Annotated in this window: 18 protein-coding genes; 11 read left to right on the top strand and 7 right to left on the bottom strand. The window is 66.6% G+C overall.

Annotated features, from left to right (window positions below; genetic code table 11):
• Window positions 1-7 precede the first annotated feature (7 nt).
• Window positions 8-964 carry a GNAT family N-acetyltransferase gene (locus QQK18_RS15180; protein ID WP_284341199.1) on the bottom strand — a complete coding sequence of 319 codons (957 nt, stop codon included), beginning with the start codon at window positions 962-964 and terminating at the stop codon, window positions 8-10.
• A 181-nt stretch (window positions 965-1145) separates the two neighbouring features.
• Between QQK18_RS15180 and QQK18_RS15175 the strand changes: the two genes are divergently transcribed.
• From QQK18_RS15175 to QQK18_RS15135, 9 genes are all read left to right on the top strand, one after another.
• Window positions 1146-1757 (top strand): LysE family translocator, encoded by a 612-nt coding sequence (locus QQK18_RS15175; protein WP_284341198.1) that lies wholly within the window; start codon window positions 1146-1148, stop codon window positions 1755-1757.
• Window positions 1758-1800: 43 nt separating this feature from the next.
• Window positions 1801-2556 carry a precorrin-6A synthase (deacetylating) gene (cobF, locus tag QQK18_RS15170; RefSeq protein ID WP_284341197.1) on the top strand — a complete coding sequence of 252 codons (756 nt, stop codon included), beginning with the start codon at window positions 1801-1803 and terminating at the stop codon, window positions 2554-2556.
• Window positions 2557-2607: 51 nt separating this feature from the next.
• Window positions 2608-3873 carry a precorrin-3B synthase gene (locus tag QQK18_RS15165; RefSeq protein ID WP_284341196.1) on the top strand — a complete coding sequence of 422 codons (1266 nt, stop codon included), beginning with the start codon at window positions 2608-2610 and terminating at the stop codon, window positions 3871-3873.
• A 1-nt stretch (window position 3874) separates the two neighbouring features.
• Complete coding sequence (locus QQK18_RS15160; RefSeq protein ID WP_284341195.1) at window positions 3875-4507, top strand: precorrin-8X methylmutase; 633 nt, start codon at window positions 3875-3877, stop codon at window positions 4505-4507.
• The gene (locus QQK18_RS15155; protein WP_284341194.1) at window positions 4504-5241 is read left to right on the top strand and encodes a precorrin-2 C(20)-methyltransferase; all 738 of its coding nucleotides are present in this window, start codon (window positions 4504-4506) and stop codon (window positions 5239-5241) included. The genes QQK18_RS15160 and QQK18_RS15155 overlap by 4 nt, the downstream gene beginning before the upstream one ends.
• The gene (locus QQK18_RS15150) at window positions 5238-6002 is read left to right on the top strand and encodes a precorrin-3B C(17)-methyltransferase (RefSeq protein WP_284341193.1); all 765 of its coding nucleotides are present in this window, start codon (window positions 5238-5240) and stop codon (window positions 6000-6002) included. Before QQK18_RS15155 ends, QQK18_RS15150 begins: the two co-directional genes overlap by 4 nt.
• Window positions 5999-7213, top strand: a complete 1215-nt coding sequence (gene cbiE / locus QQK18_RS15145) for a precorrin-6y C5,15-methyltransferase (decarboxylating) subunit CbiE (RefSeq protein WP_284341192.1) — start codon at window positions 5999-6001, stop codon at window positions 7211-7213. The genes QQK18_RS15150 and cbiE overlap by 4 nt, the downstream gene beginning before the upstream one ends.
• A complete protein-coding gene (cobM, locus tag QQK18_RS15140; protein ID WP_284341191.1) occupies window positions 7210-7968 on the top strand; it encodes a precorrin-4 C(11)-methyltransferase in 759 nt (252 codons plus the stop codon). The genes cbiE and cobM overlap by 4 nt, the downstream gene beginning before the upstream one ends.
• A 173-nt stretch (window positions 7969-8141) precedes the next feature.
• On the top strand, window positions 8142-9341 hold the full coding sequence (locus tag QQK18_RS15135) for a hypothetical protein (protein WP_284341190.1): 1200 nt from the start codon (window positions 8142-8144) through the stop codon (window positions 9339-9341).
• Window positions 9342-9402: 61 nt separating this feature from the next.
• On the opposite strand, the gene QQK18_RS15130 is transcribed toward QQK18_RS15135, so the two are convergent.
• The 4 genes from QQK18_RS15130 to QQK18_RS15115 all read right to left on the bottom strand — a co-directional run bounded on the left by QQK18_RS15130 (window position 9403) and on the right by QQK18_RS15115 (window position 12703).
• Entirely contained in the window at window positions 9403-9780 is a 378-nt protein-coding gene (locus QQK18_RS15130; protein WP_284341189.1) for a YciI family protein, read from the bottom strand.
• Window positions 9781-9871: 91 nt separating this feature from the next.
• Window positions 9872-10639: a copper homeostasis protein CutC gene (locus tag QQK18_RS15125; protein ID WP_284341188.1), complete on the bottom strand. Its 768-nt coding sequence runs from the start codon at window positions 10637-10639 to the stop codon at window positions 9872-9874.
• Window positions 10636-11550 carry an ROK family protein gene (locus tag QQK18_RS15120; RefSeq protein WP_284341187.1) on the bottom strand — a complete coding sequence of 305 codons (915 nt, stop codon included), beginning with the start codon at window positions 11548-11550 and terminating at the stop codon, window positions 10636-10638. The genes QQK18_RS15125 and QQK18_RS15120 overlap by 4 nt, the downstream gene beginning before the upstream one ends.
• 10 nt (window positions 11551-11560) lie before the next feature.
• Window positions 11561-12703 carry an ROK family transcriptional regulator gene (locus QQK18_RS15115; RefSeq protein WP_284341186.1) on the bottom strand — a complete coding sequence of 381 codons (1143 nt, stop codon included), beginning with the start codon at window positions 12701-12703 and terminating at the stop codon, window positions 11561-11563.
• Window positions 12704-12901: 198 nt separating this feature from the next.
• On the opposite strand from QQK18_RS15115, the gene QQK18_RS15110 reads away from it, so the two are divergent.
• Entirely contained in the window at window positions 12902-14335 is a 1434-nt protein-coding gene (locus QQK18_RS15110) for a M81 family metallopeptidase (protein WP_284341185.1), read from the top strand.
• Between the two features lie 186 nt (window positions 14336-14521).
• Here the strand turns inward: QQK18_RS15110 and QQK18_RS15105 are convergent, their stop codons facing one another.
• The gene (locus QQK18_RS15105; protein ID WP_284341184.1) at window positions 14522-15565 is read right to left on the bottom strand and encodes a LacI family transcriptional regulator; all 1044 of its coding nucleotides are present in this window, start codon (window positions 15563-15565) and stop codon (window positions 14522-14524) included.
• A 107-nt stretch (window positions 15566-15672) separates the two neighbouring features.
• Between QQK18_RS15105 and QQK18_RS15100 the strand changes: the two genes are divergently transcribed.
• Window positions 15673-16287, top strand: coding sequence for a DnaJ domain-containing protein (locus tag QQK18_RS15100; protein ID WP_284341183.1), 615 nt, complete (start codon window positions 15673-15675; stop codon window positions 16285-16287).
• Window positions 16288-16381: 94 nt separating this feature from the next.
• Here the strand turns inward: QQK18_RS15100 and QQK18_RS15095 are convergent, their stop codons facing one another.
• The gene (locus tag QQK18_RS15095) at window positions 16382-17155 is read right to left on the bottom strand and encodes an SDR family NAD(P)-dependent oxidoreductase (RefSeq protein WP_284341182.1); all 774 of its coding nucleotides are present in this window, start codon (window positions 17153-17155) and stop codon (window positions 16382-16384) included.
• Between the last annotated feature and the right edge of the window lie 107 nt (window positions 17156-17262).

Here is a 17262-nt window from a genome sequence, read left to right as displayed (position 1 = left end):
ACCCCGTCTATACGGCCGGTACTTTGCGCCTCTGGGCCTGCTCGGTGACGCAGGCCTGAAATCGCGGCTCGCCTGCAAGTGGCGCCAGCGCCCAATGTGCGACCAGCCAAGAGGCCTGGCCCTGCCAGTTTCCCGTGACGAGCCGCTCCAGACAGGTAAGGGCAAGGTCGGTCCGGCCGGCCTGGGCGTAGGCGGCAGCGGCATGGAAATCCAGCCAGTTCACGTTTGTGGCAGCTTCGGCGAAGTGGTGGCCGAAGGCTTCCAGCTCGGACGTTTCGAGATCACCGGGATTTTCCGCCGGCAGGCTGGCGCTGAACGCATAATACTGGCGCAACGGAATGAAGCCGAGGCTTTCGGCAAGGCGGCGGGAGCCCCGGTTGGAGAGATGGCAGTGCCAGCCTACGCTGCGGATTCCCTCGCCTTGAAGGAATTGGAGGTAAACCGCAGCGGCGTGTTTCGCGAGCCCAAGTCGGCGAAAGGCGGCCGATGTTCCAACACCGATCTCGGCACGCTCATGCAGTATGACGTCGCGTCGGCACCAGGCAACGATCCCAGTTTCCTTGAGAATACTGACACCTTCGGATGTCACCTCGACCAGATAATCATTGCCGTGAGGTGTCGGCGGCGCCTCCCAGCGCGACAGATCGAGCGTCAGACAGACGCGCGGATGGCGCAGCATGCAAGGGTAGATCTGGGCGGTCGACGGGATGCCATGTTCCTCCTGCGGTGGCGCGTAGACATAGGCCCAGGGTGGAATGATCTCGTCGATTCCGCCGCGCGCAGCGGCCGACGAGGTGTCCCGACCGATATAGTAACCCTCGGGTCCCTCCAGCACGGCGAGGCGCGGCGCCGCGATGTCGTCCACGTAAACGGCGCCCTCGGCAGATCCGGCCAGAACCGCCGCTACGCTCAAGTGCATGGTCTGGTCGGCAAAGAGCGGCGCGACCGATCCGAACGCGTGCACAGGGAGTTCCAAGAACTGTGTTGTTTCGTTCATTGCTTTGCTGGGGTTGGGCTTGGAGGGCGGCGCGTTCTTCATCAACGGGAGACGTGCCTCCGGGACGTTGCGTGCCGTTCCCGCAATTGCGTTCAAGACGCGGTCATCTAGTCGGCGATTGAATGGGGTGTCCACTGGAGAACCCGTCATGACCGTCGAATATCTGCTGACCAGCCTCATCGTCATTCTGCTGCCAGGCACGGGCGTGCTCTATACCCTTGCCTTCGGCCTTTCGCGCGGCCTGCGGGCGAGTGTTCTCGCGGCATTTGGCTGCACGCTCGGTATCCTCCCGCATATCGTGGCGAGCGTTGCCGGGCTTGCGGCGCTTCTCCATGCCAGCGCGCTCGCCTTCGAGTTCGTGCGGTACCTGGGCGTTGCCTATCTCTTCTGGATGGCCTGGGGGGTGTTGCGAAATGGCGGAGCGCTGACAATCAGCGAAAGCCGGGGCGAACGTTCTGGGCTGCGCATCGTCATTGAGGGCCTGCTCATCAACGTCCTCAACCCCAAGCTTTCGCTGTTCTTCCTTGCGTTCCTGCCGCAATTCGTCGCCATGGATGCCGACGGGGCGACGTTTCAAATGCTGGCCCTCGGTGCCATTTTCATGGTGCTGACGTTCGCCGTCTTCATTGTCTACGGCGCCTTCGCTGCGGCGGCGCGACGGCATGTCATCGGCCGGCCGCAGATCATGGCCTGGCTGCGGCGCGGCTTTGCCGGTGCCTTTGCACTGCTTGGCCTGAGGCTCGCCTTTTCGGGTAGATAGCCGGACTTGGCGAGAGGCGCTGCTTACGGTAACGCTCTCGTCCATGCGCAGGCTTCTCGTCGTCGGCATCGGTCCCGGCAATCCCGAACAGATCACCATCGAGGCGATCAACGCCCTCAACCGGGCCGATGCGCTGTTCATTCCCGAAAAGGGCGCCGACAAGGCGGACCTGGCGGATCTGCGCCGCGAGATCGTCGCTCGCTACGTCACCGGTGCCGGGCGGCTCGTGCCCTTTGCCATGCCGGTGCGCGACGAGACGACCGCTTCCTATGCCGCCCGTGTGGCCGACTGGCACCAGACCATCGCCGCGATCCATGCCCGTCTCATCGCCGAGGAGTTGGAGGAAGACGGCACCGGCGCCTTTCTCGTCTGGGGAGATCCCTCCCTCTACGACAGCACGTTGCGCATCCTCGCCCGCGTCAAAGAGATCGGTGCGCCGCCGTTCGAGGTCGCAGTCATCCCCGGCATCACCAGCCTGCAGGCGCTCACCGCCGCCCACGCCATCCCCTTGAACCGCGTCGGTGAGCCGGTGCTCGTCACCACCGGCCGGCGCCTCGCCGGGGCTCCTATCGGAACCGACACGGTGGTCATGCTCGACGGCCAGCTGGCGTTCAAGGCGCTCGAGGGCGAGGATTACGACATCCACTGGGGCGCTTATCTCGGCACGCCGGACGAGGTCCTCGTCTCCGGGCGTCTCTCGGACGTTGCCGAAGACATCGAGCGCCGGCGTGCGGAAGCCCGCTCCCGCCATGGCTGGATCATGGACACCTATCTGCTGCGCCGCCGCGCTGGTGCATGACACGCGCGGCAGCGCAGGCTAGAACATTCGCTCGTTTCGGGAACAAGACCCTTGCCGCAGACGCCTGCCACTGCTGTCCGTGCCGAACCGCCCGCGCCATCGCGGCGCGGGGCTTGCCCGACGCTGCGCGAGCCGATGCCGACCGGTGATGGCCTCCTCGCCCGCTTCCGCCCGATCGACAGTACGCTGACCCCTGCGGCTCTCACCGCAGTCGCCCGCGCCGCAGAAGCGTACGGCAACGGCCTCATCGAGATCACCGCGCGCGGCAGCCTGCAGGTGCGCGGGCTCACGGCGGCGACCGCTGCCCCGCTTGCCCGTGCCATAAGGGCGGCGGTTGCGGTCGAAGAGGGGGTGCCGATCGAAACGGCGCCGCTCGCCGGGCTGGATCCCGCCGAGCGCGCCGATCCGCGGCCGCTCGCCGCTGCGCTGCGCAGGGCCATCGCCAATGCGGGCCTTGCCGAACGCCTGTCGCCGAAAGTCACCGTCATTGTCGATGGCGGCATGATCCTCGCGAGCCTTGCCGCCGACATTCGGGTCGAAGCCGCCGAAGGCGGCTGGCGGATTGATGCAGGCGAAGCTCTTGGCGAAGCGGCCGCCATCGCCGCGACCCTTGGTAAACTCGACGCTATCGCCGCTCGGGGACCCTTGGCCCGCGCTCGCCGCCCCGCACCGGCCGCTTCCATCCCTGCACCTATCGGCACGTTGGAGCTTGCCGACGGCACTCATGCTCTCGGCCTCGCGCTCCCGTTTGGCAGTATCGAGGCCCCGGCGCTTGCCGCCTTTGCCGAGGCTGCCGGCAACGCTGGCGCACGCGAGGTGCGCCTCGCCCCCCGCCGCGGGTTCTATGTCGTCGGCCCTGGCGCGGGGGCCGTGACCCGACTGCGCCAACGCGCCGCTGCGCTCGGCTTCGTTGCCGACCCTGCCGACCCGCGCCTCGCGATCGCCGCCTGCGCCGGCCGTGACGGCTGCGCCTCGGGCGGGATCGCGACGCGTGCTCTAGCCGCTCGCCTTGCGCAAGCCGCTCCGTCTTTCCTCGACGGCAGCATCGCCCTCCACGTCTCCGGCTGCGCCAAGGGTTGCGCCCATCCGCGCCCGGCCTCGCTGGTGCTTGTCGGTCAGCCGGATGGCACCTGCGGCCTCGTCTTTGCCGGCTCCGCCTCGGCCGAACCGGCCGCCGTCTTTCCTGCTGGAGCCATTCCCGCAGGCTTTCTCATGCTCGAGCGCTTGTATCGCGCGCGCGAGCATGCACAAGAGAGCGCGGCCGAATGGCTCGTCCGACTCGGTCCCGAGGGGATCGCGGCGGCCTTGCGGGGATAGGATGACGCACTACGACTACATCAAGGACGGCGCCGCCATTTACGAGCGGTCCTTTGCCATCATCCGCGCCGAGGCGGACCTCGCCCGTTTCTTGCCGGAGGAGGCGGATGTGGCCGTGCGCATGATCCATGCCGCCGGCATGGTGGAAGCTGCCGCCAGTATCGTTTTTTCGTCCGGGTTCGTCGCCGCCGCTCGCGCGGCGCTCGCAGCGGGTGCCCCTATTTTCTGCGATGCGGAAATGGTTGCCCACGGCGTTACCCGCGCGCGCCTGCCGGCCAGCAACGATGTGATCTGCACCCTGCGCAACCCGGCGGTACCGGAGATCGCCCAGCAACTTGGCAACACGCGGTCTGCCGCTGCGCTGCACCTCTGGGGCGAGCGCCTCGCGGGAGCGGTCGTTGCCATCGGCAATGCTCCGACGGCGCTCTTCCATCTGCTCGAGCTCCTACGGGACGGCGCGCCCAAGCCTGCTGCCATTCTCGGCATGCCGGTCGGGTTCGTCGGCGCCGCCGAGTCCAAAGCAGCACTGGCCGAGAATGCCTATGGCGTACCCTACGCCGTGGTCACCGGCCGGCTCGGCGGCAGCGCCATGACCGCCGCCGCCCTCAACGCACTGGCGAGGCCGGGACTATGAGCGGTCGCCTCATCGGTGTCGGCACCGGCCCGGGTGATCCGGAGCTTTTGACGCTGAAGGCCGTGCGCGCCGTCCGATCGGCCGACGTCGTGGCGTACTTCGCCAAGGCCGGCAATGGCAGCAATGCGCGCGCCATCGTTGCCGATCTCATTGGCCCCGAGCAGGTGGAGGAAGCACTGCTGTATCCCGTCACCACAGAGATCGAGCGGAACGATCCCGGTTATGTCTCGGCTATCACTGGTTTCTACGATGCCGCCGCAGAACGCCTTGCCGCCCACCTCGCTGCCGACCGCAGTGTTGCGGCACTGAGCGAGGGCGATCCGCTCTTTTATGGCTCCTACATGCACATGCATGTGCGCCTTGCTCACCGCTTCGAGACTGAGGTCATTCCCGGTGTCACCGCCATGTCCGGCTGCTGGTCGTCTGCGGGCGTTCCGATGGTGCAGGGGGACGATGTGATGATCGTGCTTCCCGGCACCTTGCCCGAGGCCGACCTTGCCCGCCGGCTTGGCGAGAGCGAGGCGGTCGTCGTCATGAAGCTCGGGCGCAACCTTCCCAAGGTCCGCCGGGCGCTCGCCGCCGCCGGGCGGCTCGAAGGCGCCATCTATGTCGAGCGCGGTACCATGGCTGCCGCCCGCCAACTGCCGCTCGCCGAGAAAGCCGACGATATCGCGCCCTATTTCGCCCTGGTACTGGTGCCCGGCTGGCGCGGGCGGGGAGAGGCGACGCCATGAGCGGCAGGCTCTATGTTGTCGGCCTCGGTCCCGGCAATCCCGATGAGGTCACGCCCGAGGCGCTTGCCGCCGTTGCCGCCTGCAGCGAGATCTACGGCTATGGCCCTTATGTCGATCGGCTCGAACTGCGGCCCGACCAGCGCCGCATCGCCTCTGACAACCGGCAGGAGCTCTCGCGCGCCGATGCTGCGCTCAAAAGTGCTGCAGCGGGCAATGTCGCCTGCCTCGTTTCCGGCGGAGATCCGGGGGTCTTTGCCATGGCCGCCGCCGTCTGCGAGGCGGTCGAGGCGGGACCGCCCGAATGGCGCGCGCTCGACATCCACATCGTGCCCGGTGTCACCGCCATGCTGGCCGTCGCCGCCCGTGTCGGGGCGCCGCTCGGCCATGATTTCTGCGCTATGTCGCTCTCGGATAACCTGAAGCCCTGGCCGGTCATCACCGGCCGCCTCAAGGCCGTGGCCGCGGCCGGCTTCGTCATCGCGCTCTACAATCCCGTCAGCCGCCACCGGCCATGGCAGCTGGGCGAGGCGCTCGAGATCCTGCGCGCCATTCTCACCGCCGAAACCCCTATCGTCTTCGGCCGCGCGGCCGGGCGCCCGGACGAGAATATCGTCGTCACCACCCTCGCCGAGGCCGACCCGGCGCTGGCCGACATGGCCACCTGCATCATCGTCGGCTCTCCCGAAACCCGCCGCGTCCCCCGCGCGGACCTGCCCGACCTCGTCTACACACCGCGGTTTTCGAAGGGCTCGCCGGCATGAGGTGGCTGTCGGTCGTCGGTATTGGTGAAGACGGGGTTGCAGGCCTCGGCGAGCATGCCCGGGCCGTGATCGCCAACGCAGAGATCGTCTTTGGCGGCGAACGGCATTTAGGCCTTGCCGATTCGCTGATCGCCGGCGAACGCCATGCCTGGCTGTCCCCGCTCACCCGGTCGCTCGAAGTACTTGCGGCCGAGCGGGGGCGCAGGGTCTGCGTCCTCGCCTCGGGAGATCCTTTCCTTTTCGGCATCGGGGCGACGCTGGCACGCACCGTGCCGGTCGAGGAGATGCATGTCGTGCCGGCGCCCTCGGCCTTCAGCCTTGCGGCAGCCCGGCTCGGCTGGCCGCTTCAGAACGTGACGACCGTCTCGGCGCATGGCCGCCCGATCGAGCTCATCCTGCCGCACCTGCAGCCCGGCCGGCACCTGCTGATGCTTACCTCCGACGAGGACGGGCCGGCCGCCATCGCGCAACTGCTCTCAGCCAACGGCTTCGGTCCGTCGAGTCTCATCCTGCTCGAGGCTCTGGGCGGGCCCGACGAGCGCATCAGCCAGCATCATGCCGAGGATTTCGCTTCTGCCACGGTCAACCCGCTCAATCTCGTCGCCATCGAGGTTGCCGCGGACTCCGACGCGCGTGTGCTGATCCGCGCTCCGGGTCTTGCCGACGATCTCTTCGAGCATGACGGGCAGATTACCAAGCGCGAGATCCGCGCGCTGACGATCTCGTCCCTTGCCCCCAAACGCGGGCAGTTGCTCTGGGATATTGGAGCGGGTGCGGGCTCAGTCGCTATCGAGTGGATGCTTGCCGATCCGGCCATGCGCGCCATTGCGGTCGAGGCCGATGGTGAGCGCGCGATGCGCATCCGCCGCAACGCACTTGCTTTCGGCGCGCCGGATCTCGAGGTCGTTCACGGCGAGGCGCCGCAGGCGCTGGCCGACCTTTCCGCGCCCGACGCCGTCTTCATCGGTGGCGGCGGCAGCGATCCCGGGGTGGTCGAGGCAGCGGTCGCCGCGTTGAAGCCCGGCGGCGTGCTGGTTGCCAACGCTGTCACCGTCGAATTCGAAGCGCTTCTCCTTGCTCGCCAGGCCGCCCTTGGCGGATCGCTAACCCGCGTGGCCATCGCTCGCGCTGACCCTGTCGGCACCATGACTGGCTGGCGTCCGGCAATGCCCGTCACGCAATGGGTGTGGGTCAAGGGAGAGGCCCCGTGACCGTCCACTTCATCGGCGCAGGGCCCGGAGCCGCCGATCTCATCACCGTGCGCGGCCGTGACCTTCTGGTGCGTTGCCCGGTCTGCCTCTACGCCGGCTCCATCGTGCCGCGCGAGATGCTGGCCTGGTGCCCGGCCGACGCCCGCCTCGTCGACACCGCGCCGCTTTCTCTCGATGAGATCGAGGCCGAGTACCTCAAGGCCGATGCCGCCGGGCAGGACGTCGCCCGGCTGCACTCGGGGGACCTCTCCGTGTGGAGCGCTGTCGCCGAACAAGTCCGGCGCCTCGAAAAGCATGGCATCGCCTATACGATGACGCCTGGCGTTCCCGCTTTTGCCGCCGCCGCCGCGGCACTGAGACGTGAGCTCACCCTTCCTGGTATTGCGCAAAGCCTGGTGCTCACCCGCGTTTCCGGCCGCGCCTCGCCCATGCCAGGGGGCGAGACGCTTGCCACTTTCGCCCGGTCGGGCGCGACCCTCGCCATCCACCTCGCCATCCACGCGATCGACGATGTCGTTGCCGAACTCACGCCCCTCTATGGGCCCGACTGCCCCGTTGCGGTGGTTGCCCGCGCATCCTGGCCCGACGAGACGATCATCATGGGCACGCTTGCCGATATCGTCGGCAAACTCGCCGCCGACCCCATCGCGCGCACTGCCCTGATCCTCGTCGGTCGCACGCTCTCGGCCGAAGGCTTCCGCGAGAGCGCTCTCTACGATTCGGATTACCAGCGCCGGTTTCGCGGTAGAGACTAACCAGGCGACGCAACAGCTCCTGTCACACGCGATGGGGCCGTCCACGTACTTGCGGAAAAGTCCAACTCTCGCTTGATTATGTAATAACATTACAGATAGGAAGTATCGTTCTATCCGCCTTCCTGGGCGAACCTCGAACTAGATCTGTAATGTAATAACATTAGGAGATATCGATGCGACTGACCACGTTGACGGCAGGCGCGGCACTGGTGCTTGTCGCCGCGACGCTCGCGGCCCCTGCACAGGAAGCCGTTTCCACCTGGAGGTTGTTCGTTGCCGACCATGGCGAACCGGTCGTGCGCGCCATCGACCTCGAAACGGGAGACGAACTCGGCGCCTTCGCAGTTTCCTCGCCCGCCGCCCTCTACATCACCGAAAGCAAGGCTGCCGTCTACGCTGTCCAGGGAGCCGGCGGCCGTGTCTCGGTCATCTCTTCGGGCCTCACTTTCGAGGACCATGGGGATCACGGCGATCTCGAAGTAGCCAATCCGGAACTGCTCGACATCGCTATTGAAGGCGACCGGCCCGTGCACTTCGTCGAGCACGATGGCGAGATCGCCGTGTTCTTCGATGGCGAGGGCACGGCGCAGCTCGTTACGGAGCGCGACTTGCTGGCGGACGACGCTGCCGTGCGCACGTTCGCCACCGCAGCGCCGCATCACGGCGTTGCCGCGCCGGTCGGGGATCATATCCTGATGAGCCGGCCCAATGTCGACGATCCCACGGCTCTACCGGTCGGCGTCGATGTCTTCGATGCCGAGGGCAAACCGATCGGCGAGCTCCACGAGTGCCCGAACCTCCACGGCGAGGCCACTTCCGGCCACACGCTCGCCATCGCCTGCGCGACCGGCCTCCTCTTCGTCGATGAGGGCGCTGAAGGGTCGCAGATCAGCTTCCTGGCCTATGGTGAGGATCTGCCGGAAGGCAAGACCACCACGCTCCTTGGCGGCGTCGGGCTCAAGTACTGGCTCGGCAATTACGGCGCCGACCGCGTCGCCATCATCGATCCCGCCGACGAGGCGCCCTTCCGTCTCGTCGATCTGCCGACGCGGCGCGTGCATTTCGTCGTCGATCCGGCGCGCGCCGGCTTTGCCTATGTCCTGACCGAGGATGGCGTGCTCAACGAGATCGACATCGTTGCCGGTACGATCAGCCGGTCGCTCGCGGTCACGCAGCCCTATTCGATGGACGGGGAATGGAGCCTGCCGCGTCCGCGCATCGCAGCTGCCGGCGGCGAGATCGCCGTCACCGACCCGCTGGAGGGGACGATCCACATCGTCGACACCGAGAGCTTTGCTCTCGACAGGGATATTCCCGTGGAGGGCATGCCCTACAACATCGTCGCGCTCGGCGGCTCCGGTGAGAGCCACTAAAAGCGCGGTCCGCCCGGCATTCGGTCGGGCGGGCCGGTTTAGCGGCGACAGCCGCGAACAATCAGGCAGCCGGCAGGGCGCTCGGCATATAGAGGGAGAGCGGGCGGATCTCGTAGGAGCCCGCGCCGGGGTTGGCGGCAGCGAGCTCGCGGGCGAAGTCCTCGACCTCGCCGATGGTGTCGCAGTCGACGACGTAGAAGCCGAGGAACTGCTCCTTGGTTTCGGCGAAGGGCCCGTCGACGACCATCGGCCTTTCCCCGTTCTTGCGGAGCGTGCGCGCTTCGTTCGTATCCCTGAGACGCGCGACAGGTCCGAGCTTGCCTTTAACCTGCATTCGCTGCGTGACCTCCGTCAGCCGGGCCATGCAGGCATCGTCCTCTTCCTTGGTCCAGGTGGCGACGGCGTTCTCGTCGTTGTAGCAAAGCACCGCGTAGAGCATGAGGTCCTCCTCCGATCGGCTGGTGAGTATGCGCAAAAGTGGCGCGATGGCTAGAGCCTTTTCCCGCTCTTATTGTATCAGAACGGAAGCTCTAAGTTGCTGAGCCGTCGCGTTTTCGAACCGCAAAAATGCTCGGCGCGGCTGCGTCGAGCGTGGCACGCAACGCCCGCACTTCGGCGCGGCTCGTCACTCCCCGCGCTGCGGTGGTAAAGCCGAAACCGGCAGCTGCAGGATTCTGTGCGACCGGCAGCGCACAGGAGGCATGGACTTCCTTCAGCGGCACGTGGGTCAGGAGAGCGGCGGCGTTGGCCGCACGCACGCCCGATCCCGCCATGACTGTAATCCGCTCCCCGGCTCTGACAACAAGGTGCTTGAGGCTGTCGACGCCCTCGGCCGCCGACTTGGCGCCACCCGAAGTCAGGATGCGCTCGAAGCCGATTTCGATCGCGATTTCGAGCGCCGCGCCGAGGTCGGGGGCCATGTCGAAGGCGCGGTGGAGCGTGGTGCCGAGGTCGCCGGCAACGGTGGTCAGGCGCGCGAGCAGGTCGGCATCGAGCGTGCCGTCCGGTTGCGACGCGCCGAGCACGACGCCGGCAAGTCCCGCTTCGCCCGCCGCCGTAATGTCGGCGAGCATGATCTCGGCCTCACGCGCATCGAAGACGAAGTCGCCGGCGCGCGGGCGGATCATCGCATAGACGGGGATCGGCGCCTGCGCCGCCCGGCGCATGAGGCCGGGGGAGGGGGTGAGACCGCCAAGCTCCAGTGCCGAGCAGAGTTCGATGCGGTCCGCACCGCCTTCGATGGCGGCATCGAGGCTTTCGACGTCGGCGACGCAGATCTCAAGCAGGATGCGGCTCATGTGGCGGTTCCCGAGAAACCCAGCAGGGCCGCACCGATGAGGCCAGGTTCGTTCCGGCACGTGCCCGGCACCACCAGCGGGGTGGCGGCCTTGCGCAGAATGCGCGCGCGCACCGCCTCGTCGAGCACCGCAACAAAGCGCGCGGAATTGGCGAGACCTCCACCGACCGGAATGATATCGGCGCCAACCACATTGGCGACCAGCGCGAGAGGACCGGCGAGGAGGTCGACCTGAACCTCGACGGTGCGTGTGGCCGCCGCGTCTCCGGCGTCCCAGGCGGTGACGATCTCATGGCTCATGAGTTCACGTGCATGCAGGTGCTTGTGCAGCCGTTCCATGCCGCGCGCGCCGCCGATGGTGTCGACGCACCCCGCGAGCCCGCAGCCGCAGGGTAGGCGCGGGATGTCGACGGGTGGATTACCGGCGCGGGTCGCGGCCACCGGTCCATGCCCCCACTCGCCGGCAAAGCCGCCGGCACCCGTCACCAGCCGGCCGTCGATGACGAGGCCGCCGCCGACCCCGGTCCCAAGGATCGCGCCGAAGACGATCGAATGGCCGCGTCCGGCACCCATGCCGGCCTCGGCCAAGGCGAAGCAGTCGGCGTCGTTGGCGATCCGTACGGGCCGTTCGAGGCGGCGCGAGAGCATGTCGGCAAGCCGCAGCCCGTCGACGGCCGGGATGTTGGCGCATTTGATGACGCCGTCAGCCGGGTCGACGACGCCGGTGATCGAGATGGCGACGGGAGCGCCCGCAGGGGCCTGGGCCTCGTCGATGGCGCCGGCGAGGGCTGCGACGAAGGCGTCGAAATCATCGAGCGGCGTCGGCCGGCGGCCGAGCATCCTCATGTCCGCCGGGCTTGTCGCGGTCGCCGTCTTGATGGCCGAGCCGCCGATGTCGAAGCAGACGATCATTGCGGCGTCCTCAATCGGGCACGAAGAATTTGTGGGCAGCAACGCTCGCGGCGGTCTGCGACCAGAAATCGCCCGAGACGCGGCTGAAGGTGAGGCGGAGTGTGGCGCCCATATCGGGGAGTACGTTGGCGCCGACGGTTTGCTGGATGAGGGTGCGGATCAGCGTGCCAATGGCAGCACTGGTGTCGATGACGAATACTGCTTCCGGATCGTTGACCTGAACCAGATGGGCGATGACGGCACCGAGCGTCGCGCCGGCCCTGTGCAGCACGTCCAGCGCCACGGGATCGTTGCGGGCAGCCAGATGCTCGATCTCGGCGATTGTCGCGACCTTGAGGCCCGCGCCACGGGCGTCGTGGAGGATCGCGCCGGGAGCAGCGACAGTGTCGAGGCAGCCGCGCTTGCCGCATTTGCACGGCCGGCCGCCCGTCTCGACGGTGGTGTGGGCGATTTCGCCGGCACCGCCATTGTGTCCGCGCCTCAGCTTGCCGTCGATAAAGCTGGCGCAGCCGACGCCGTCGCCGATGGTGACGACGGCGAAGTCGTCGAGGATGCGCGCTTCGCCGAAGAGCTTTTCACGCGTGGCGGCGGTCTTGGCGTCGTTCTCGAGATAGGCGGGCAGGCCCGTCTTTTCGCGAATGAGGCGGGCGAGGGGGATGTTGTGCCAATCGAGATGGGTGGAGTTGAGGCAGATCTCGTGCCCGGCATCGACCAGCCCTGAAACGGCAACGCCGATGCCAAAGAGCCGCTCGCGCGGAATGCCGGCCTCGGCGATCAGCACATCCACGCCCTCGGCGATCTGGGCAGCAACGGTATCGGGGTCGCGCGAGAAGGGCAGTTCGACGCGGGCCGTAACGTGGCCGACGAGGTCGACCAGCACCAGCACCGGCTGCTCGAGCGTAATGGAAACGCCGGCGAAATAACCATAATCGGGATTCATGGCGAGCAGCATCGAGGGGCGGCCCTGGCGCGGCTCTTCGGCTTCCTCGCGCGCCTCGAGCACGATGCCCGCCTCGATCAGGGTGCGGGTCAGCGCCGTCAGTGCCGGTTTCCCGACGCCGAGGGCCCGCGCCAGGCGCGTGCGGCTCAGCGGGCCCATGGTGGCGATGAGGTGGATCATCGCCTGCTGCGAGGCATTGAATTTGCGCGCCATTGCCGGCATTGGAGCTCCAACGGCCTGTTCAGTGAACTTATCGCCCAGTTTTTGGTCTGTTCGTCAACTTATATTGCAGGGCAAGGCTCAGAGTGCCGTTTTAGTTTTCGGAAGCAACAAAACCTGTAGCATCGGTCGCGGTTGACAGCCCTAATCCGCGTGCCACTATTCACCTGACATTCCGCCCGAGAGGTTCCCATGCGCATCGCTGTTGCCGGCCTGCATACCGAGTGCAGCACCTATAATCCTGTGCTCATCCGTGAGCCGGAGTTCCGCGTGCTGCGGGGTGCGGCAATGGCCAAGGATGGGTATTTCGAGTTCCTGACGCATTTTCCGGCGGAGTTCGTCACCATCCTTCACGCGCGCGCCATTGCCGGCGGGCCGGTGGAACGCGGCATCTATGAGGCCTGGAAGGCGGAGATCCTGGCGGGGCTGAAGGCGGCGCTGCCGGTCGATGGCGTGTATCTTGCCATGCATGGGGCCATGTTTGTCGAGGGCATGTTCGATGCCGAGGGCGATTTCATCTCAGCGGTGCGCTCGGTGGTGGGGCCTGATGTCCTCATTTCGGCGAGCTATGACCTGCACGGCAATGCCAGCCAGCGCATCGTCGACAGCCTCGATATGTTTTCGACCTACCGCACTGCCCCCCATATCGACGTGCCCGACACCATGAGGCGCGCGGTCGACATGCTGGTGAGGGCCCTGCGCACGGGGGTCAGGCCCTCGCTGGTCTGGGTGCCGGTGCCGGTGCTGCTGCCAGGGGAACGCACCAGCACGCAGGACGAGCCGGGCCGCAGCTTTTATGCGCGCTTCAGCGAAATCGAGGAGCCGGTGGGTATCTGGGACGCTTCGTTCCAAGTCGGCTATGTCTGGGCGGACGAACCGCGCGCGACCGCCGCTGCGCTCGTTACCGGTACTGATCCGGAGTTGCAGGAGAGGATCGCCGAGAGCCTCGCCAATGACTACTGGAATATCCGGCGCAATTTCGTTTTCGGCACGACGACCGGCAGCATCGAGGAGTGCGTGGATGCGGCCGTCGCCTCGGCGACCGGGCCGGTGGTACTGGCCGAATCCGGGGACAATCCAACCGGCGGTGGGGTCGGGGACCGCGCCGAGGTGCTGGCGGCGCTGATCGCGCGCAATGCAGAGGACGTTGTCTTTGCCGGCATCACCGACCGACCGGCTACAGACGCGGCCTATGCCGCCGGCATCGGAGCGACGGTTGAACTCAGCATTGGGGCGACCCTCGATACGTCGAGCACGCCGGTGCGGACCGCGGCCATGGTCAAAAACCTGCTGCCGGTCGAGGATGGTTTGCTGCGCGAGGCGGTGGTCTCGATCGGCGGCATCGACCTTGTGCTCGCGGCCCGGCGGCGGCCGTTCCACAACATCGCCGACTTCACCCGGCTCGGCCTTGATCCGAGAACCGCGCGCATCGTCGTGGTCAAATCCGGCTATCTTTCGCCCGAACTTGGCCCGATCGCCAATCCCAGCCTCATGGCGCTCTCGCCCGGCGTCGTCGATCAGTTCGTCGAGCGACTCGCGCGGCAGCACAAGGTACGTCCGACCTTCCCGTTCGATGATGGATTTGAGTGGACGCCGAGGGCTATTCGTTCGGCGAGGGCAGGGTAGGGGTGGTAACCCCTCACCCGGTCCTTCGGACCGACCCCGGATCAGGTCCGGGGCAGGCTCTCTCCCCGGAGGGGCGAGGTGAACTCGGCGCCTATGGCTGTACCATGCGCATCCACAGGGTCCCTCGCCCCTCTGGGGAGAGGGACAGGGTGAGGGGTCTTTCTGAGCCACCAACAATCAAGCCTCTCAACTCCTCCAGTGCGGCAGCGGCTCGCCCAGTGTCTGCAAGGCAGTCGCAGGCTCGCCGGCAATGCGGCGCAGCAGCAGGCGGGTCAGTTCGACGCCGGCCGCGTGGATGTCCTCGGAAAGGGTATCGACCGAGGGAAAGAACGTCGGCAGCACGTCCGAGGTCTGCTTGGCGATGACCTCGACATCGCGACCGAGGGCGAGCCCCGCGTCCTGCAGACCTCCGATCAGGGCAATGGCGCCCAGCTCGCTGTCGCAGACGATGCCGTCGGGTCTGTCACCGGCGCCTGCCAGGAAGCGGCCATAGTCGCGCATCTCGGAGGTACGCTGGTGTGGCACCTTGGCGTCGATGATCGAGCCCATGACGCCCGCCTCTGCCGTCGCGACCTCGAACGCGTCGATGAGGTTGACATAGTTGGTGGTCGTGGCTTCCCCCAGAACCAGCAGTTGCCGGCGCCGCCCCCTGGCGGCCAGGCGCTCGACGGCCATGGTGACGAACTTTTCCGCGTTGAAGTCGTGGAAGGCGTGCGGTTCAGCAAAACGGGTGCGCCCGTGGCTGACGAAGGGGAACCCGGCCTCCATCATCAGCTTCACCCTCGGGTCCTCGGGGGCGGTGTGGGTGATGATGACGCCGTCTGCGGTGCGATTGCCGAGGATGTAGCGGATGGTGTCGACCGAAGTGTTGCGGTCGAACTCGGGGGCAACCGTCAGGTGGTAGCGGGTGCCGCGGATGGCCTCGCCGATCCCCTGAAGCATGTGGCGGGCGAAATCGATCGACTCCTCACCGCTGTCGAGAACGAGGGTGATGACATTGGTCTTGCCCGTTCGCAGGCGCACGCCGGCTCGGTCGGGCACGTAACCGACCTGGGCGGCCGCCTCGGCAACGCGCCGGCGGGTCTCCTCCTTGAGCGCGGCGCCGCCGCGAAGCGACAGCGAAACGGTCGAAAGGCTGAGGCCGGTGATCTCGGCAATGGTCTTGAGGGTGGCGCGGCGCGGCCCGCCTGTCGACGGACCATCGTCCTTGCTGTCGGTATCGGTTGCCATGGTTCCTCGTTATTGCCACAATTCTACACCGGTGTGGAACAAATCCAATTGCCGGCGGTTGGCCGGAACACCTTCAACAGGCCGTTGCGAACTGGTATCAGCAGGCCATGACCGATTTCGATCCCTATCTCGTGCTCGGCCTCGAGCGGACAGTGGCAGCAGGCGCCGTCAAGGCGGCCTATCGCATGCGCGTGCGCACCGCCCATCCCGACAAGGGAGGCGACCCCGACGAGTTCATGGCCATCGTCAAGGCGTTCGACGTGCTTTCGGACCCGGACGCACGGCGCATGTTCGACGAGACCGGCGTCGTCGACCCGCAGGCCGCGACCAAATTGCGCAGCGACGTGGCTGTGGTTCTCGCCGACATGTTCGATGCGGCCGTGCGTACCGCGGTCGATACTGGGCTTCCGCTCGAGAGTGTCGATTTCATCGACATGATGACCAGCGCGGTTCGGAACAATGCCGAGGACGCACGCGACCAGGCCGAACGCATCGAAAGCGAGATGGCTGCGCTGGGCGGGCTCAGGCAGCGCATCAGGCGGCACGACGAGGGCACCAACATGTTCGCCGAGCGGCTCGACGAGCAGATCACCGCCAAGGCCGAGTCGCAGGCGCAGTTGCGCCGGCGCGTGCACGTCTTCGAGGTCGCCATGGTCGAACTCGGCAACTACGATACCGAGGTCGAATTGCTTTCGGCGCTGCAGTCCGAGGCGACCGGCTAGGGTGTGTCGCTATTCAGGTGATGCCGGTCTGCAAATGCCCATTTTCGCCTCGGCCTGACCTGAATCCCAACACACCCTATCGCAACCGCTGCCCTCAATCTTCCCGATAGATGTCGAATGGCGCGAAGGCTTGGGTCGTTGCCATCATCTGGATGCGGTTGATGTTGACATGCGCCGGCATCGTCGTCGCCCAGAACACGGCCTCCGCAATGTCCTCTGCGGTCATCGATTGGGTGCGCTCGTAGTGCTTGGCGGCGCGCTCGGCGTCGCCCTTGTATCGCACCACCGAGAACTCGGTCTCGGCCAGCCCTGGCTCGATATTGGTGACCCGCACCTTCTTGCCCTGAACATCTGAGCGCAGGTTGAGGGCAAACTGCTTTACGAACGCCTTGCTCGCGCCATAGACGCTGGCGCCCGGATAGGAATAGTCGCCGGCAACGGACCCCATGGTCACGATGTGGCCGCCGCCGCGGGCGATGAGGCCGGGCAGCAGAGCACGCACGGTATACATCACGCCCTTGACGTTGGTTTCCACCATCGTCTCCCAGTCGGTGATGTCGGTCTCGGCGGCCGGCTGCAAACCGAGGGCGAGCCCGGCATTGGCGAGCACCACATTGATGGCATCGAAGGGGGCGGGGATCGCGGCGACAGCGGTCTCGAGCGCGGCCCGGTCGCGTACGTCGAGCTCAACTGTATGGCAGCGCTCGCCCAGTTCTTTCTCGAGAGCTTCCAGCCGTTCCTGCCGCCTCCCGACGGCAATGATCCGCGATCCGGCCTCGGCATAACGCCGGGCCGCCGCCGCGCCGAACCCCGAGGTCGCTCCGGTGATGAAGACGGTGAAATTGCGGGGATCGAGCGTCTGATACATGGCTGGCTCCAACGATATGCGTAAGGGCGTTCGCAATAGCACGTTCGGCCGCGCAAGGCATTGGCGGCGTGTTGGATTTTTGCGGGATCCTCAGCCCCACCTGTGGC

The organism is Devosia nitrariae (assembly GCF_030160115.1).
Lineage (GTDB): Bacteria > Pseudomonadota > Alphaproteobacteria > Rhizobiales > Devosiaceae > Devosia > Devosia nitrariae.
This window is presented reverse-complemented; position numbering and strand designations above follow the sequence as displayed.

Bases quoted from the DNA above. Each gene is read 5' to 3' on its own strand.
- QQK18_RS15175 (WP_284341198.1), top strand. From the start codon at position 1,146: ATGACCGTCGAATATCTGCTGACCAGCCTCATCGTCATTCTGCTGCCA.
- cobF (WP_284341197.1), top strand. From the start codon at position 1,801: ATGCGCAGGCTTCTCGTCGTCGGCATCGGTCCCGGCAATCCCGAACAG.
- QQK18_RS15160 (WP_284341195.1), top strand. From the start codon at position 3,875: ATGACGCACTACGACTACATCAAGGACGGCGCCGCCATTTACGAGCGG.
- QQK18_RS15155 (WP_284341194.1), top strand. From the start codon at position 4,504: ATGAGCGGTCGCCTCATCGGTGTCGGCACCGGCCCGGGTGATCCGGAG.
- QQK18_RS15150 (WP_284341193.1), top strand. From the start codon at position 5,238: ATGAGCGGCAGGCTCTATGTTGTCGGCCTCGGTCCCGGCAATCCCGAT.
- cbiE (WP_284341192.1), top strand. From the start codon at position 5,999: ATGAGGTGGCTGTCGGTCGTCGGTATTGGTGAAGACGGGGTTGCAGGC.
- QQK18_RS15135 (WP_284341190.1), top strand. From the start codon at position 8,142: ATGCGACTGACCACGTTGACGGCAGGCGCGGCACTGGTGCTTGTCGCC.
- QQK18_RS15130 (WP_284341189.1), bottom strand. From the start codon at position 9,780: ATGCTCTACGCGGTGCTTTGCTACAACGACGAGAACGCCGTCGCCACC.
- QQK18_RS15125 (WP_284341188.1), bottom strand. From the start codon at position 10,639: ATGAGCCGCATCCTGCTTGAGATCTGCGTCGCCGACGTCGAAAGCCTC.
- QQK18_RS15120 (WP_284341187.1), bottom strand. From the start codon at position 11,550: ATGATCGTCTGCTTCGACATCGGCGGCTCGGCCATCAAGACGGCGACC.
- QQK18_RS15115 (WP_284341186.1), bottom strand. From the start codon at position 12,703: ATGGCGCGCAAATTCAATGCCTCGCAGCAGGCGATGATCCACCTCATC.
- QQK18_RS15110 (WP_284341185.1), top strand. From the start codon at position 12,902: ATGCGCATCGCTGTTGCCGGCCTGCATACCGAGTGCAGCACCTATAAT.
- QQK18_RS15105 (WP_284341184.1), bottom strand. From the start codon at position 15,565: ATGGCAACCGATACCGACAGCAAGGACGATGGTCCGTCGACAGGCGGG.
- QQK18_RS15100 (WP_284341183.1), top strand. From the start codon at position 15,673: ATGACCGATTTCGATCCCTATCTCGTGCTCGGCCTCGAGCGGACAGTG.
- QQK18_RS15095 (WP_284341182.1), bottom strand. From the start codon at position 17,155: ATGTATCAGACGCTCGATCCCCGCAATTTCACCGTCTTCATCACCGGA.